This is a genomic window from Mechercharimyces sp. CAU 1602 (assembly GCF_024753565.1).
In the GTDB taxonomy this organism is placed as follows: Bacteria; Bacillota; Bacilli; order Thermoactinomycetales; family JANTPT01; genus Mechercharimyces.
This window is the reverse complement of the sequence record NZ_JANTPT010000001.1, coordinates 2,102,970-2,120,114: the sequence shown is the minus strand read 5'-3', so window position 1 is coordinate 2,120,114 and position 17,145 is coordinate 2,102,970. Positions and strand designations below refer to the sequence as shown.

15 protein-coding genes are annotated in these 17,145 nt (G+C 44.0%); 8 read left to right on the top strand and 7 right to left on the bottom strand.

The window, feature by feature from the left end:
* Positions 1-556: 556 nt before the first annotated feature.
* Positions 557-1,333, top strand: a complete 777-nt coding sequence (locus NXZ84_RS10820; protein ID WP_258840267.1) for a sporulation protein — start codon at positions 557-559, stop codon at positions 1,331-1,333.
* Positions 1,334-1,474: 141 nt separating this feature from the next.
* Here the strand turns inward: NXZ84_RS10820 and NXZ84_RS10815 are convergent, their stop codons facing one another.
* The 3 genes from NXZ84_RS10815 to NXZ84_RS10805 form a co-directional block, all read right to left on the bottom strand.
* Positions 1,475-3,289 (bottom strand): S9 family peptidase, encoded by a 1,815-nt coding sequence (locus NXZ84_RS10815; RefSeq protein ID WP_258840266.1) that lies wholly within the window; start codon positions 3,287-3,289, stop codon positions 1,475-1,477.
* Positions 3,290-3,365: 76 nt separating this feature from the next.
* Positions 3,366-3,776, bottom strand: coding sequence for a PaaI family thioesterase (locus tag NXZ84_RS10810; RefSeq protein ID WP_258840265.1), 411 nt, complete (start codon positions 3,774-3,776; stop codon positions 3,366-3,368).
* 91 nt (positions 3,777-3,867) lie between these two features.
* Positions 3,868-4,158, bottom strand: coding sequence for a hypothetical protein (locus NXZ84_RS10805; protein WP_258840264.1), 291 nt, complete (start codon positions 4,156-4,158; stop codon positions 3,868-3,870).
* A gap of 300 nt (positions 4,159-4,458) precedes the next feature.
* On the opposite strand from NXZ84_RS10805, the gene NXZ84_RS10800 reads away from it, so the two are divergent.
* On the top strand, positions 4,459-4,692 hold the full coding sequence (locus NXZ84_RS10800) for a hypothetical protein (RefSeq protein ID WP_258840263.1): 234 nt from the start codon (positions 4,459-4,461) through the stop codon (positions 4,690-4,692).
* A 69-nt stretch (positions 4,693-4,761) separates the two neighbouring features.
* Here NXZ84_RS10800 and NXZ84_RS10795 read toward each other — a convergent pair whose 3' ends face one another.
* Positions 4,762-5,613: a trypsin-like serine peptidase gene (locus NXZ84_RS10795; RefSeq protein ID WP_258840262.1), complete on the bottom strand. Its 852-nt coding sequence runs from the start codon at positions 5,611-5,613 to the stop codon at positions 4,762-4,764.
* A gap of 484 nt (positions 5,614-6,097) precedes the next feature.
* Between NXZ84_RS10795 and NXZ84_RS10790 the strand changes: the two genes are divergently transcribed.
* Entirely contained in the window at positions 6,098-6,379 is a 282-nt protein-coding gene (locus NXZ84_RS10790; RefSeq protein WP_258840261.1) for an acylphosphatase, read from the top strand.
* A gap of 36 nt (positions 6,380-6,415) precedes the next feature.
* Here the strand turns inward: NXZ84_RS10790 and NXZ84_RS10785 are convergent, their stop codons facing one another.
* Positions 6,416-8,062, bottom strand: coding sequence for a putative ABC transporter permease subunit (locus NXZ84_RS10785; RefSeq protein ID WP_258840260.1), 1,647 nt, complete (start codon positions 8,060-8,062; stop codon positions 6,416-6,418).
* Positions 8,063-8,112: 50 nt separating this feature from the next.
* A complete protein-coding gene (locus NXZ84_RS10780) occupies positions 8,113-8,865 on the bottom strand; it encodes an ABC transporter ATP-binding protein (protein WP_258840259.1) in 753 nt (250 codons plus the stop codon).
* Positions 8,866-9,114: 249 nt separating this feature from the next.
* Here NXZ84_RS10780 and NXZ84_RS10775 point away from each other — a divergent pair, with 249 nt between their 5' ends.
* Positions 9,115-9,738 (top strand): nitroreductase family protein, encoded by a 624-nt coding sequence (locus NXZ84_RS10775; RefSeq protein ID WP_258840258.1) that lies wholly within the window; start codon positions 9,115-9,117, stop codon positions 9,736-9,738.
* A gap of 99 nt (positions 9,739-9,837) precedes the next feature.
* Here the strand turns inward: NXZ84_RS10775 and NXZ84_RS10770 are convergent, their stop codons facing one another.
* On the bottom strand, positions 9,838-10,650 hold the full coding sequence (locus tag NXZ84_RS10770; protein ID WP_258840257.1) for a DUF1259 domain-containing protein: 813 nt from the start codon (positions 10,648-10,650) through the stop codon (positions 9,838-9,840).
* Positions 10,651-11,080: 430 nt separating this feature from the next.
* On the opposite strand from NXZ84_RS10770, the gene NXZ84_RS10765 reads away from it, so the two are divergent.
* From NXZ84_RS10765 to NXZ84_RS10750, 4 genes are all read left to right on the top strand, one after another.
* Complete coding sequence (locus NXZ84_RS10765; RefSeq protein ID WP_258840256.1) at positions 11,081-11,317, top strand: ferredoxin family protein; 237 nt, start codon at positions 11,081-11,083, stop codon at positions 11,315-11,317.
* A gap of 326 nt (positions 11,318-11,643) precedes the next feature.
* On the top strand, positions 11,644-14,043 hold the full coding sequence (locus NXZ84_RS10760) for a 3-hydroxyacyl-CoA dehydrogenase/enoyl-CoA hydratase family protein (protein ID WP_258840255.1): 2,400 nt from the start codon (positions 11,644-11,646) through the stop codon (positions 14,041-14,043).
* A 99-nt stretch (positions 14,044-14,142) separates the two neighbouring features.
* A complete protein-coding gene (locus NXZ84_RS10755; RefSeq protein ID WP_258840254.1) occupies positions 14,143-15,324 on the top strand; it encodes an acetyl-CoA C-acyltransferase in 1,182 nt (393 codons plus the stop codon).
* A 26-nt stretch (positions 15,325-15,350) separates the two neighbouring features.
* Positions 15,351-17,126: an acyl-CoA dehydrogenase family protein gene (locus tag NXZ84_RS10750; protein ID WP_258840253.1), complete on the top strand. Its 1,776-nt coding sequence runs from the start codon at positions 15,351-15,353 to the stop codon at positions 17,124-17,126.
* Positions 17,127-17,145 lie beyond the last annotated feature (19 nt).

The following is a 17,145-nucleotide window of genomic DNA, read 5'->3' as shown; positions in this document are numbered from 1 at the left end:
TCATTCTTATCATAAGGTAATCTCTTTTTTCACCGATCATTTTTGAGGAAGTCCCCAAAACTTGTTTCGGAAGAACGAAAAAATAATTAAGACAGAGAACACAGATATAAACGCTCCTAAGTAATACTTTATCAGTTGGAGTGTAAGAGCGTTACTCTCTACCTGAATTCGTGCAAGATTGTATTCCATGTTGGGATGCTGAGTAAGCGTGAAGATGCTAAAGATAGCTAGTGACAGCAAAAGTGATGAGAAAGTGATTGCTCTCATGTTTCTAAGCATTATTTAATCCCCTTTTCTTACTCTGTTCTTTTCTGTTCCAGATATGCTGTTTGGTTCTCCATCTGTCCATGAGAGTCCTCCTCAATACGGTAAACTTTCGGTCGAGCCTTCCTCTATGACTTCCTTTATCTATTCTCACTCGGAGACTATATCGACCTATAAGTTGTAGATTAAAGCTATATGGATGGAGTATTACAAAAAGAAATGACCATAGACGTTAGAATTTTCCGTATAGATATGCTATGATTATGGTATAAAGGGGAGAGGAGCATCACATATGTTTAAAACGATGCTAGCATCACTCGGAATTGGCGCGGCTAAAATTGATCTCGTGTTGGATCAAGATCATGTCACGATGGGTGAAGAGGTCACAGGAGAAATAAGACTTCAGGGTGGAGAAGTGGAACAGCGCATGGAATATTTATCTGTTCATTTTTGTGTACAGTCTCATTTCTCTATGGGAGATCAGGTGATGAATGTGGATGAACGGGTGGATACGATTCCGATCGTAAAAAGCCCATTTACTGTGCAAGCTTCAGAAGAACAAACGTTCCCTTTTTCTTTCATCTGCCCAGAATATTTACCCGTCTCATCTATTAACACGAAGTATTATTTTCTGACCAATTTGGAGATTGAGAAAGGTATGGATGCGAAAGACCGTGACTATATCAACGTACTGCCCGCTGGATTGTTGAAAAACTTTATGGATGGTTTCACACGTCTCGGTTTTCGTCATATCGGGGAAGGATATACGGGTCGTCGACATGGCTCAGCGCAAATCATTCAGTTTTATCCGACGGAGTGGTTGAAAGGGAAGTATGATGAGATTGTGTTCAATTTTCAACCAGGGGCGACTCAAAGCCGTATAGAAGGATTTTTTGAGTTGGATAAGCGCACGGCGGGCTTAGAAGGCTATCTGGCGGATAAGTTGGATTTAGATGAGAAGAAGGGGCGTTTTGCGTTTACCGCTGATCAGTTAGCGACGGTGGAAAAAGCAGAAGCGACGATCCGTCAGTTTATTATCGATAACTCTAAAGGGTTGATCGGAATATGATGTTTAACTAGGAATGCTTTATCGTTACTGGGATAGAGGAGAAATATTGTTCCCTAAAAGCATTTCCCGAGAAATGATATAAAGATATCTCTAATTAAGAGTAGCCCTCATCCATCTGGATGAGGGCTTGTTACATACTTCTTACACCTTGTTTATTACCCATTCTTGTAGGAAGTCTGCTACTTGGGTGTATGCTTCGAGGCGGTTTTTATACTTTGCGAGACCATGTCCTTCATCTTCAAAGCGCAGATATTGGACGGGCATCTTCCTTTCCTTGAGGGAAGTGACGATTTGCTCTGCTTCTGCTACAGGGACACGAGGATCATTGGCTCCGTGAATGACAAAGAGTGGAGCTTGGATGCGGTCTACGTGATGGATTGGTGAAATTTGATCGAAAAACTGACCATCTTTTTCGATACTGCCGTACTCTGATTCGCGCAGATGGCGGCGATACGAACTGGTATTTTGAATAAAGGTGCGGAAATTGGAAATACCGACAACATCTACTCCCGCAGCCCAGCGTTCGGGATAGTGGGTTAGGGCGGCGAGAACCATGAAGCCACCATAACTTCCGCCCATCACAGCAATCGCATCTCGATTAGCGTTTCCTTTAGAAATGAGCCAATCGACGCCTGCATTAAGATCAGCGACAGAGTCCATACGCTTTCTTACATCATCGAGGTGGACGTAGGTACGTCCGTATCCCGAACTCCCTCGCACGTTAGGTACAAGGATTGCCATCCCCAGCTGGAGGAAGTATTGAAGGAGGCTATTAAAGCCGTTGCGACTTTGTGACTCTGGACCGCCATGAACATATACGAGAACAGGATAAGGCCCCTTGACATGAGAGGGTCGATAATAAAAAGCAGGGATCTCCAGTCCATCGAAAGAGGGATAATGAATGAGTTCCGGCTCGATATAAGTACTTGCAGGGACGCCAGAGATGGAAGCGTATGTGGCCCGCTCTAACTGGTTTCCATTCATCTGGATTGTCCATATCTCTGTCGCATGACTTGGGCTACTGAGAGTAAAGGCTAATGAATTACTTTGGTGATTCCATGTAAGTTCCGAGATTACACCTGCTGGGGTGGAAGGAAGCGTGATCCGTTTCGAAGTTTCACAGTTAATAATATGAAGGCGTGAAGTGCCTCCTTCGTTAACGGCAAAAGCGAGGTACTGACCATTGCGTGAAAGGGATAAGTGTTCGGCATCCCACTGATCGTCTGTAAGCCATACCCACTGTTTTGTCTGTAAGTGGTAAGCAGCGACACGGAGAAATTGACTGTTGCGGTTGGAGAGTAGATAGAGCAAATCACCGTCAGGGGAGAAATGTGGCATACGATACTGTGTATCATTTTCGGCAAAAGAAGTGATTCGTTCATGCTTGCCGCTCGTCAGATCGAGAAGGAAGAGGTCATTGGTCATATTGGTATGGGAGCGTGAAAAGAGAATATAGCGCTGATCGGGACTAAAACGACTGGCATAATTGGTATGATCGCTTGTAAAGAGTGTGCGGTGGGAGTCCGTATGCACATCATAGAGATAGAGGTCGAAATGTTGCCCGTCACGTTTATTACTGCTGTATGTAAATTGGAGTCCATCTGGAGACCATGCCCCAAAGTGATAGATGTGATGGGGGTCTTGAGTAAGGTTTTTATTCTCTGACCCTTCAGTATTCATGAGGAACAATTGGGCCCGCTCATTCCCACCTTGATCTGCACTTACGCAGATATACTCTCCTCTGGGTGAGGCATGTACTCCCAGCACACGATCGAGAAAAAAGGTAATCTGCTGTGGCCATGGATTGGCAGGTGATTTGCTCCACACTTGCGAAAATCCTGTTAAGTTACTGAGGAAATAGAGAGTTTGATCGTCAGCAGAGTAAGAAGGAGCATGCGCTGCGCGCACACCAAGATAGCGTCTTAATGGAATGATTTGCCGAGTTTTTTTATTCATGGTAACGCCTCCGTAAGGTTAATGGAATGCAAAGGGAAGTTGGGGGATCGCTCCGCTAGTGGTAGAGAAGAAAGTATTACATTGGATCAATCACGGCAAGTGTACAGCGGGAGATGCAGATTAGTTTTTCCTGTTCATCTGTGATATGTATTTCCCATACCATCGACTTGCGTCCGCTGTGTATGAGTGTAGCTGTGGCGGTAACGATTCCTTCCAACTTGGGACGGAGATGATTGGCATTGATCTCTTGTCCAACAGCAACTTTCCCTTGTTTTTGAGCAAGGTTGTATCCGCCGATGCTAGCGGCGGTTTCTGCTAGTGCGACAGAGGCACCTCCGTGTAAAATGCCCATCGGTTGACGAGTATTTGGACCTACAGGCATGGTCATGATGACCTTTTCGTCTTCGATTAGCTTTAGTTCGATTCCAAGTGTGGTTGCCAAGGTTTCAGTTGAGAGTTGGGACCAGCTATCTACTTGAAAATTCATGGATATCCCTCCGATTTGCTGTGTTATAGGTTTATTTTATCATAATGAGCCTATAAAAAGCCTGGACAACAAAAAGGATGTGTGGATGGAATTATGATCTTTTTTTACTGATTGAATGAAAAAGTTTGCGTACGTATTGTAACCATGATTCTAGAGCATGTAAATCAATATGCTCACTCTGTTGGGAAAGCTTACGATGTTCCTTAAGTAGCACGGTTTGAATAGCATGGGCGGTGTATTGGATAGAATGACCCAAAGTAATAAGGATATCTCCATCCTTTTTTTCTCTAGATGAAGAAGAGGATAGTTTGCTTTCACCTAAAGTGGCCACTTTGGCTCCTACAGATTGTAACCAAATGCTCTGTTTGATCAAGTCATTCATTTGCCTTAAAAGCTCTTGGATATCCCTTGAGAGACTTGGCATTGAGATCACCCTTTTCTCCACTGATGTTACGATACTATACGCACTGTAAGGTGAAGAGGGAAGAGGTGTTTATACTACATCAGAAAAATTGTATGCTAGGCTGATGGAGGATGGGGGATTTTTTGTGAAATAGGTGATATATATAGAATAGGAGAGGATGATGCTCAATATGGTGATGTCACATCCTATTACATGTAGTGAAGGTCTACCTTCCGAGATAAAGCGGTGTAGCGTGTGTTTCGTGTAATGGTGTTCTCCTTGAGCATAAGTTCGGTGAGTGATGCAGGTTCATTAAACATAGGAACAACCTTAAATGTGGTAAGCAAATCGACAGATTCTCCGGGAGATTTCCTTAGAGATCCACCTACTGTCCCCAATATTGGTCCTGGACCCGTGGTGGGCCCACTTCTGCCTGCCCCTGTTTCTCCACCCGGTCCTATCGCTCCGCCTGGACCGGTCGGTCCTGTTGCTCCACGAGGAGATGAGAATTAGGTAGTGAGTAAAGAGAGCTAATAATGGGAGGTGGCGATAGAGAAAAGGTAGCCCTACATGGTGGATAGGCTACTTTTTTTGGTCGTTTTTTTGGGCCCATTCTAAAAGGGTGTTGATAGCCCAGCTATCTAAAAGTGGACCCCATCTTCTCGTGCTGTTAATACTAACAACTTTCCAAGTGGAATCTGTGTATATCAAGATGGGCCCACCACTCATTCCGTTGCCTACATAGGCATTGTGATGAATAATTTGATTCATACGATTTATCACCATCAGTTGCCCGGAGTTAGTAACCATGCGCTCCTTTTTTAGTGCGGCGGGGTAACCGGCAGTGAACAAGGGGGCGTTCGGAATGGGGCTAGTAATGGCTAGCCAACTCGGATGTGAGGTTGCTACATTAATGATGGCATAATCTTCTGCCACAGCTTCATAAGGGACTTTCCCCGGCTCTTGAGGCTGAGCTGCTTGCCAAGAGCGGGTAACATAAAATTGGCGGCTATACTCTATCTCGCAAGGTGGTTGCTCTTGATCAGTTGCCGGTATGATGAGAGCGATGCGGAAATATTCATTTTCATAGGTATCATAGACGCAATGGGCGGCGGTGACAATTGAATTGGAGTCGATATACCATCCGGAGCAAGAGTACCATTCTCCCTGGTTATTTTGAAGGCGGAGGAGGACGACAGCACTGTATGGGAACTGGTTAGTTTGAGCGTTTGTCAGACGGCGCTGGTCATCTGACGTAAAGGCGGGGAGTATGGGAAAGGGAGCCGAATAGAGTAAGAGCGGAGGCGAAGAGGAAGAGATGTGTGGGGGAATCAGAGAAATATCATTTAGAGAAGAAGATGATAGATAAAAGGTAGCGGGGTCTTCGCTCTGATCGAATAATACGCTTAGGAAGAGTAGAGGTAAAAATATCAAGTATAAAGAAAGAGAAATTCTGCGTCGCTGTCGACCGAAAAAGGGGTAAATGATTCCTCTTCATTTGTGTGGTAGCATATGGCTTCACCTCCGTTTAATTAAAGGTACATGATTGCTATAGGGGTCCATATGGTAGGGGAGGGGACACTCATTTCAGAATGCTCTCTACTCTCTTTTTGTCATTTGCGATACAATTACTATATTCAATTACTAAAAACATGTTTGTATCTTTACTACAACGCTTGACTTATTTTAAGCGGAATTTCCTTTGATTTCGTATCAACATACAGTTGTTTAGAAAGTGGCGAAGCGAGTTTTTATATAGAGATTTAAAACAGATGAGCTGTAAAGGCCAAAGGCCTATCCTATTTTGAGAAGGTGTTAGTAGGGGAGAATGGGGTTTTGTTGGAACGAGAGTGGGAAATAGATGCATAGGATTTACTGTTATGAATGAAGAAGAAAAAGACTAGCATAAGAGGAGGGGATGAAGGTTGTGATCGGTTATCATATTATTGTGCATGGGAAAGTGCAAGGGGTGGGCTTTCGTAAATATACTGTTAGAGTGGCACGCCAATTAGGGGTGAAGGGCTGGGTGCGTAATCTACCTGAAGGGACAGTGGAGATTTTTGTGCAGGGGGAGCAGGAGAAGGTAGACCGCTTTTTGCGACGAATGAGGAAAGGTCCACTCTTAGCGCGTGTGAGTGATTTGACGATTCATACACGTAGAGTGGAGCGGGTGCTAAAGGGGTTTGAAGTGAAAACGTAGAGGAGCAATCACAGAATTGGCTCCTCTACGTTGGGTCTATCTTTCTATGCGAGTAAAGGCTCTTTCTGCTTGTTGAAGTAACCCTCTCCAAAAGCCATAGTTTATTGCAATGAGGAGGAGGATAGAGGTACTCTTAACAACCCATGCTGGAAGAAGGAGCCAGTATAACAACCCAACCAGTGATCCGAAAACGATGAGTATGATGGTGGTTAGGATCATCATCGTTAGACCGTTGAAATTTTTATTGGTAGCATCTTTAGGATTGATCCAGTCCAATTTGGGGGAGGAAAGATCAATAAAAATCCCTAAATGTGTTGAGAGCGCCCCACTGAGTAGAGAGAGGAGCCAGATCCAAACGATGTCGACAGGGGATGCACCGAGAAAGAGTGTAATTACCAACAAGGTAATGGTGATAAAGCTGCTATTTAGAATCATGAGATGAAGCCACTTCGCTTGGATCCACTCTTTCCCTGAAATGGGTAGTGATCTGGTGAACGTAAAAAAAGGTCCTTCCCTGGATACTGCAGAGTAAGATGCGCCATTTACACTTGTTAGGTAGACCATTATGACAGTAATGATCCAGGTTGCCCACTCCCACTCACTGGGGGCTTGAGGGAGATCGGTTGGCTTTCGTAGTTGCGGGAGAACCATAAATGCAAATAACATAAATGGCATTAAAAGCGTATTGACTAGAAAAACGGGCGTGCGATAATACATTTTCCATTCCCTCCAAAAGAGAGAGAAGGTAGGAGAGAGCATCGATTGATGTGTTTGCTTCTCTGCTTTTGGTTTGCGTGGTTGTGGAGATGACTCATGATTACGCCTCAGACTGGGTATGTAAAAAAAATGTCCTAGCTTAAGATAGAGAAATACAGATGAAATTTGAAAAAGTATCCATCCTCCCCAGGCGGGAAGAGCGGCTAACGATGGATTGGAAAGTGCAGTGGCAGCCCATAAACTCGGAGGAAACCACTCTCCAAGTAGGGTGACAAGATGATGTTCATTTGTTAGCCATTGCCCAATGGACGACGCTCCGATACCGTTGGTGTTTGGTGAATGTTGAAAGAAAGCGAGATAGACGCCCATGGCCAGAATAGGAGTAAGAACTGCGGCCCAGGTGCCTATACGTTGAAATGGAATGATTCGCATGAGAAACATAATTATAGAAGCAGCTAACGCAAGAGGGAAAAGCGGCAATAGCAGATAAACGATGCCCATGGTGATAAAGTAGCTCCATCCGCTATCACTTAATATTCCATAAATGAGGAGTGGAGGAAGGAAGAAAGGTAGTAGACTGGTGATTTCATGAAGCCACATCCCAACAAATTTCACGCCTAGCACTTGAAGGGGAGAGACAGGCATGCTTAAATAAGAATCATGGTTTTTATTATGGTATAAACTGTTATATACGAAGAGTAGAGCAAGACAGAACGTAGTTATTTGGTGGAGAACGACGATTCCACTCAGCATAGCTTCTTCCTGATTAATAGCAGCGAGCCATGTGTAGAGGGTAAGTGAGAGTGGAATGATAAAAAGTTGTGACATGAGAATAAAGAAAATAATGGAAATTCCAGAAAGAGCTTCAGCAGTGAAGTTTTTCTTCGTGAAGAGGCGGTACTTTATATAGCGGAGTGGGTATTGATTGCGTAAAGTATGTTTAAGTAAGGGGATAAAGGTGGACATGTCAGCCATACTCCTTTGCTTAATGAGTCACGAGTAGATGAGGGAATAGATCATCCTGCGATAGAGTCATCGTTTGTAAGTTGAATAAATAACTGCTCTAATGTGGCGTGGTCTTCAATCATATTGCCTTGTCCTTGTTGTAATTCATTTAAGGTACCGACAGCGATAAGGCGCCCTTTATCAATTATTCCGATGCGATCGCACAGTTTTTCGGCAACTTCGAGCACATGAGTGGAGATAAAGACGGAGTGTTGGAGAGCGCGATACTGGCGCATCATCTCTTTAAGTGTGAGCGCTGCCTGAGGATCTAGTCCCACCATCGGCTCATCTAAAATCCATAGTTGAGGTTGATGAAGGAGGGTGGCGATGAGGGTGACTTTTTGTTTCATGCCACGTGAGTAACTATGGATAAAATGGTGGACTGCATCTTCCATACGAAATTTTTGTAATAGTTGAGGAAGTCGCTGTTTGCGCTCTTCTACTGTTACATGGTAGATATCAGCGATAAAGTTGATATACTCCATGCCGGTGAGCCGATCATATGGCTCAGGAGAATCAGGGACATAGCCGATATATCGTTTGGCCTCTACAGCATTCTTCCTGATGGAGTATCCTGCTATCTGAATATCTCCTTCATCCGGTGTTAAGATCCCAGTCATCATTCTGATGGTTGTTGTCTTTCCAGCTCCATTGGGGCCGAGGAAGCCAAAGATTTCCCCTGGTTGTATGGTAAGAGATAAAGAATCGACGGAGCGGTGTTTGGAGCCGCGATATGTTTTGCTAACATTGCGTATTTCAATCATATTGGATACCTCCACACTAAAGTATAATGATTCTACCTCTTCTATATAGAGATTCTTTAAAATATAGAGCCTATAATCTTTATATGAGCATAACACGTACCACCAAAAAATAGTAGTTTTGCTTTCTGTTCTCTAATAAAGGGTGGTTTTTGTTTGAGTGAAAGTTGTTACTTAGGGTAGAATAGAGGTTGGGTTTTAGGGGATACATACTGTATCATTTTGAGAAGAACCGAGGAGGGTTTTTAAAATATGGATACATATAACGAGCTATTAAAAGTGATGCATGACCGGAAATCGGTCAAGTTGTATCAAAAAGATGCGGACATTTCAAAGGAAGAACTGAGTGAGATGTTAAAGGAAGCGACGACCGCACCGTCATCATGGAACTTGCAACATTGGCATTTTATGGTTTTTAAAGGGGAAGAAGTAAAACAGAAGCTTTTACCGATCGCGTTTAATCAGCCTCAAGTAAAAGATGCCTCAGCAGTCATTGCAATCTTGGGAGACTTAGAAGCGAACAAAAATGCGGAAGCTATTTTTAGACCAATATTAGAAGGGGGTTTTATGACGGAAGAAGCATATAATGCCCTCTTAGGCAACATTAACGGAGCTTATCAAATGGAAGGAACCGCTCGTAATTCCGCTATTCTTAATGCATCTTTGGCAGCGATGCAATTTATGTTGATCGCAAAAGCAAAAGGGTGGGATACCTGTCCGATGGGTGGTTTTAATCCGGTGCAGTTAGTAGAAGAGTTTAACATCGATAAGCGCTATACACCGGTTATGCTAATTGCCCTCGGCAAGGCAGCAAAAGAGGCACATCCAACTTCTCGCTTTGATATTGAAAAGATGACCACATGGATTGAGGGATAAACGAGTCTTATGTAGACCTGTGTATGCTAAAACAGAGCTCAGGCTGTCAATATTTTCTTGACAGCCTGTTTTTTCTTGATAATCGGTTATCGATTAATTTTATGCAGGGGCCGGAGCTCTTTGTAAAGGTAGAACAGCTGCCAATTGATTGGCAAACAGAATGGGGTTAGCAATCGTCTGTAAAAATACATAGGATAAGGTGGGTTCAATCGAGAGGAAGCGGTCGGTTATTGAAGCGACCATGAATCCTGTCTGTTGACGAACCCTACGGATAAAAGGTTGGACCTCATCAGTTAACAATGTCACATCAGCCAAACAGAGTGCCTTTCCATCCGAAGAAAGGGATTCAAACCCTGCGACAACCGACTTCACAATGTTGTCTACTACGGGCTTCCCAGAAATTCGAACCGGGAAATCCCTCGATTGGAAGGAGATACATACCCCTGGAAATGTCGTATTAGCAAATCCGTCTAAAATGCTTACAAATCGCTGACATAACCTCTGGAAAGCAGGAGATGATTGGGTTCCGGCTAAGCTCCTTGTGATCTTATTTTCTTGCAACACTTTTGCTACTTTTATTGCGAAAAGAATGGGATTTTCCACTGCCTGAAAGTAGATGTTGGTCAAAGAAGGCACTTCAAATTGGACTCGCACAGCTGTTCTTGAAACTATGATTCCCTCGCGATTCAAGGAACGGATCAACGGATCCACCTCATTGGTTAAAAGGGGAATGGTACCTACATTGAGAGCCTTCCCATCGCGACCCAATGACTCGAAACAAAAAGAGGAGAGATTTAAGATAGTGGCTGGTCTTCCTTTTACTCTTATAGGGAGATTACGGAGGAAAGTTGCCACACACGCACTTCTATCAGCATTCAGGCTGGAGGTGGCTCCTAATATTTCTCCAAACAATCGACATATTAAAGGGCTAATAGGAATATCTATTACCTCCTTTGGATCTAACTATTTGCTATCATATGCTCCTATCGATTTTTTGATTGGATAGATACCTTGATATTGTTATGTGGCGAAACCATAATCGAAAGAATGAGGCACCTTATTGTTTTATCATCTATGTAAGTGGGAATAGGATAGTAGAGTGCATGCGGAAAAGGAATGTTGTCTATGGATATCGAATATGAATAACTAGGCGGGATGAATTCATCCAAGGGGGTTTGGGCTTATATTGGTGACACCAACCTAAGTTGTTAGCATAAGATGCTGTGTGTAGGGATGTATGGCGTAAATAGTACGAATCATCCGTATACATGGTATAGGAAAGAGATGCGTTACGCTTTTTAATAGTAAGTGAGTACCCCAATCACAAAGGAGGAACTGATTCTTGGCTTATGTGATTACTTCTCCATGCAAAACTGAGAAAGCAGCAGATTGTGTTGATGTTTGTCCGGTGGATGCCATTCATGGGGATGACGTTATGTTTTATATTGACCCCGATACCTGTATTGACTGTGGTGCATGTGAGCCTGTATGCCCTGTAGAAGCAATTTACGAAGAGGAATTTGTTCCAGACGATGAAAAACAATTTACAGAGATCAACGCAAAATTTTTCGCTGATTAAGGTGAAGATACAGGGGCATACTACTCAAGGCCCCTTTTTGTTTTGAAAATGTTTACTAACCCCTTGACGAAAAGCATAATCAGTTCGATAATAAGTAGTGAGAGTAACATTTAAGTTAGATGATTTTTAAGATGCTTGGAAGGATCAAAGATGAAGACACGCGCCTATCCGCTGGAAGGTGTTTTTTAACACCTTGAAATGAATGAGCATTCATTCATGGGAATAGGGCATAGCATCTGCCTGTCCGAATCTTTCGGATCTCTGATCGAATAACTACGTGATGCTCCGCGACATGAACGCGGGCGTGCACGAGAGGAGGAACGAAATTGGCAAGTATCAAACGCGCGGCTGTCATCGGTTCCGGTGTAATGGGTGCAGCCATTGCTGGTCATTTGTCCAATGTAGGGATCCCAACATTATTGTTGGATATTGTCCCACGTGAACTAACAGACAAGGAAGAAGCAAAAGGGTTAACCTTAGAGGATAAGGTGGTACGTAACCGAATTGCACAAACCGGGAAAGATCGACTCTTTAAGGAGAAGCCATCTCCCCTCTATACAAAAGAAATGGCTAACCTTATCTCGGTTGGTAACTTAGAAGATGATTTGAATCAGTTATCTGAAGTAGATTGGATCATCGAAGTAGTTGTAGAGAATCTGAAAATTAAGCAAGATCTCTTTAGCAAAATTGAACAGGTATGGACACCTGGTACGATTATCAGTTCCAACACTTCTGGTATTTCTATTAATGCAATGGTATCTGGACGTTCGGATGAGTTTCGTGCTCATTTCCTAGGTACGCACTTCTTTAATCCACCACGTTATATGAAGTTACTTGAAATCATCCCGACGTCGGCGACCAAGTCCGAAATCGTGGAAGAGATGAAAGCGTTTGCGGAAACTCGCCTGGGTAAAGGCGTGGTTATTGCTAAAGATACGCCTAACTTTATTGCAAACCGGATTGGTGTATACGGTATGCAAATTACGCTTGATATTATGAAAGAGTTAGAGTTAAGTCCAGCTGAAGTAGACTCCGTGACCGGACGTGCGATGGGTCGTCCGAAGAGCGCTACTTTCCGCACCTTGGACATGGTAGGGCTTGATACCTTTTTAAATGTGTGTCAAACCGTACGTGATAACGTAGAAGATCCAGCGGAAAGAGAAGCGTTTGCTGCGTCTGATGTTATACAGAAGATGGTAGATAACGGATGGCTCGGTTCGAAATCTGGTCAAGGATTTTATAAAAAAGTAAAAGGGGAAAAAGGGAAGGAAATTCATGCCCTTAACCTGGATACGTTTGAATATGAACCACGTAAGAAGTTGAAAGCACAATCGCTTGAAATGTCTAAGCGTGCTAAAACTGATGCAGAAAAATTACAAGCATTGGTATACGGCAAAGATAAAGCAGGTGAGCTCGCTTGGTCACTCACAAAGAAAGTGCTTCTCTACGCGGCAGCACGTATTCCTGAAATCGCAGACGATATCGTCAATGTGGATCAAGCGATGAAATGGGGCTTCAACTGGGACATGGGTCCGTTTGAAGTGTGGGATGCCATCGGTGTAGAAAAGTCGGTAGCTAAAATGCGTGAAGAGGGAGAAACCATTCCAGCACTTGTAGAGGAATTGTTGGCTAGTGGTAAAACTTCCTTCTACCAAAAAGAAGACCATCGTCCGCTCGCTTTCCACCTCGGTGGGGAGTACAAAGGAATTGAGGAACATCCAAAAACAATTTCCCTTCCTCGCCTGAAAGAGCAAGGCGCAGTTGTGAAATCAAATAGCGGTGCTAGCTTGGTTGATCTTGGCGACGGAATTGGGCTGATTGAGTTCCATTCTCCTAAGGGAGCAATTGGCGGCGATATTATCAGCATGCTTCAATACGTAGCCAAAGAAGGCTATAAGCAGTTTGACGGTCTCGTGATCGGAAATGACGCTCCTAACTTCTGTATCGGTGCGAATTTGATGCTGATTCTGATGGAAGCACAAGATCATAACTGGCCAGAACTTGATGTGATGGTGCGCCAATTCCAAACAACGATGGGTGCGATGCGCTACCTCAACATTCCAGTTGTGGCTGCTCCCCATGGTATGACCTTAGGTGGTGGGGTAGAAACGATCTTGCCAACGGATCATATCCAGTATGCGGGTGAAACTTACATGGGTCTAGTGGAAGTAGGCGTAGGTCTTATTCCAGGTGGTGGCGGTAATAAAGAAATGTTGTATCGCCTCACAAAAGATATTGATCCAAAGAATGCGGTTGCACGTCAAGCAGCTGTTAACAAAGCGTTTGAAACCATTGCGATGGCAAAAGTTTCGACCAGTGGTGAAGAAGGCCGTAAGCATGGCTTCTTGAAAGATAGCGATAGCATGTCGGCTAACACTGATCACCTTATCTACGATGCGAAACAAGCGGCTTTGTCGATGGCGAAGCGTGGTTATGTTGCACCACAACCGATGAAACTGTCGGTTGTAGGGGAGACGGGGTATAACACCTTGCGCTTGGGTGCGTATAACTTGCTTGAGTCCGGATACATCTCCGAGCATGATTATAAAATTGCTTCGAAGTTAGCGTTTGTTCTAGCTGGTGGTAACCTACCAGAAGGAACGATCGTATCAGAGCAATACCTCTTGGATCTCGAACGTGAGGCATTTTTAAGTCTCGCAGGTGAGCCGAAATCGCAACAACGGATGATGCATATGTTGTCGAAGAACAAACCACTTCGCAACTAGGGATAGAGGAAAAGGTAAATGAAAAGGAGGGTGAGCGGGGGTTTGTCCGCTCTCCTAACCCTCATAGGTTAATTTAATTTATGTGAAGGAGGAAGACAGATGCGTGAAGCTGTGATCGTAGCTGGTGTACGGACTGCCGTCGGGAAGGCAAATCGTGGTGCACTGAAAAATCATCGTCCAGATGAACTAGGCGCAACAGTAGTGAGCGAATTGATGAAGCGCACACCACAACTGGATCCGAAAGATGTAGAAGATGTGATCTTGGGTTGTTCATTCCCAGAAGGGGAACAGGGTATGAATCTAGGGCGTATCGTTGCGATGCGCGCAGGTCTACCGAGTACTGTACCTGGAATGACGGTTAACCGTTTTTGTTCTTCGGGGCTACAAACGATCGGCATTGCTGCGGAGAAAATCATGTCAGGCTTTGCTGATGTGATCGTGGCAGGTGGCGTTGAGAGTATGAGTATGGTGCCGATGGGTGGTAGCAAGCCAGCCCCCAATCCATACTTGATGGATCATATGCCAGAAGCATATATGTCTATGGGTCACACGGCAGAAGAAGTGGCGAAGCGGTTTAACATCTCGCGCGAGGAGCAGGATGCTTTCGCGGTAGAGAGCCATAAACGCGCGCTCGATGCTATCCAAGCAGGGCGTTTTAAAGAAGAAATCGTTCCTGTCAAAGTAACCAACCGCAGTCTTGGTGCTGACGGAAAAGTAAAAGAAGAAGAGTTTATCTTTGATACAGATGAAGGTGTACGTCCAAACACTTCTATGGAAGGGTTGGCTAAGTTAAAGCCAGCATTTCGTGTAAAAGGGAGTGTAACAGCAGGAAACTCTTCACAAACCAGTGATGGTGCTGCGGGCGTAATCGTTATGTCTCGTGAACGTGCTGAAGAGCTAGGGATTAAACCGCTGGCAATCTTCCGTTCCTTCATGCTAGGCGGTGTAGATCCTGACATCATGGGTATCGGACCAGTAGTTGCCATTCCGAAAGCACTTGAAAAAGCAGGTATTACGTTAGACCAAGTAGATCTGATCGAACTAAACGAAGCATTCGCTTCTCAATCTCTTGAAGTTATTCGTCAATTGGAACTTAACCCCGAGATTGTAAATGTGAATGGTGGAGCGATCGCAATGGGTCATCCACTGGGTTGTACTGGTGCAAAGCTGACAGTTAGCATTATGCATGAATTGAAGCGTCGCAACGGAAAATACGGATTGATCACCATGTGTATCGGTGGCGGCATGGGTGCTGCTGGCGTTATTGAAATGGTAGACTAACATCATAAATTAGGGAGGCACTATATATGTCGACAGATACCATTAAAAAAGGCGGAAGCTTTTTTATCGAAGATCATGCTCCAAACGATATCTTTACTCCAGAGGACTTGACTGAAGAGCATAAAATGATTGCCAAAACCACGGATGATTTTGCTCGCGAGCAAGTACTGCCGGTTTTGGAAGAAATCGAACAGCATAACTTTGAGCACAGCGAACGGTTGTTGAAAGAAGCAGGTGAACTTGGTCTTTTAGGTGCAGATGTACCTGAAAAGTATGAGGGACTTGGTTTGGATAAAATCAGTTCCACTCTTATTACTGAGAAGTTTGCATTGGCTCGTTCTTTTGGTCTGAGTCATGGTGCTCATGTAGGAATTGGTACGCTTCCAATTGTTTTCTTCGGTAACGAAGAACAGAAGAAAAAGTACCTTCCAGGTTTGGCGACCGGTCAAACAATCGCTGCATACGCGTTGACCGAACCAGTGTCTGGTTCCGATGCATTAGGCGCAAAAACGACAGCAACGTTGACCGAAGATGGTAAGCATTATATTTTGAACGGTGAAAAACAATGGATCACCAACTCTGCTTTTGCTGATGTCTTTGTTGTTTACGCAAAAGTGGACGGAGACAAATTCTCCGCGTTCATCGTAGAAAAAGAGTACCCAGGTGTAAGCACCGGGCCTGAAGAAAAGAAAATGGGGATTAAAGGTTCTTCCACTCGTACTCTTATTCTTGAAGATGCAAAAGTTCCAGCAGAAAACTTGCTCGGTGAAGTAGGGAAAGGTCACGTTATCGCCTTTAATATTTTGAACATCGGTCGTTACAAGTTGGCAGCAGGTGCATTGGGTTCCGCTAAGCGTGTAATCGAAGTTTCCACTAACTACGCGAAAGAGCGGAAGCAGTTTAATATTCCAATTGCTAAGTTTGGTCTCATCCGTGAGAAATTGGCAAACATGACTGCAAAAACCTTCGCATTGGAAAGTATGGTATACCGTACAGGTGGCTACTTCGACGAGAGTTTGAGCACAGTTGATGTAGACGACGGTGAGGCATTTGCAAAAGGTATCTCCGAATATGCGCTTGAGTGCTCCATCAACAAAGTATTTGGCTCTGAAGTACTTGACTATGTAGCGGACGAAGGTGTGCAAATCCATGGTGGTTATGGCTTCATGCAAGAGTATGAAGTGGAAAACATCTACCGTGATTCACGTATTAACCGTATTTTCGAAGGGACCAATGAAATTAACCGTCTCTTGATCCCAGCTACCTTGATGCGTAAAGCGATGAAAGGTGAATTGCCTCTTCTACAAGTAGCACAAGGCTTACAAGAAGAATTGTTGACCATGATGCCAGCGATGCCAGAAGAAAACCCAGCTGCTTTGGAGATTGAAGCGAAGAAAATCGCGCATGCGAAGAAGATCTTCCTTATGACAGCGGGTCTGGCTGTTGAAAAGTATCAGCAAGATCTACAAAAGCAGCAAGAAATTTTGCGTGACCTCGCTGATATTGGTATCGAGCTTTATGCGATGGAAAGTGCTTATCTCCGCACTCTTAAAGCAATCGAAAAAGTGGGCGAAGAAAAAGCAGCTGCAAAAATTGATCTCGTAACTGCCTACGTAAATGACGGCTTTGCTAAAATCGAAGCTTTCTCCCGTCACACCATGGCAGCGATGGAAGAAGGCGATACTCTACGTACGCAGCTCTCCATCTTGAAAAAATTGACCCGTTTTGATCCAATCAACGAAGTAGCGTTGAAACAAGAGATTGCAAAACGCGTGATCGAAGCAGGCAAATATACCGTATAATTGCACTGAAATGAAAAAG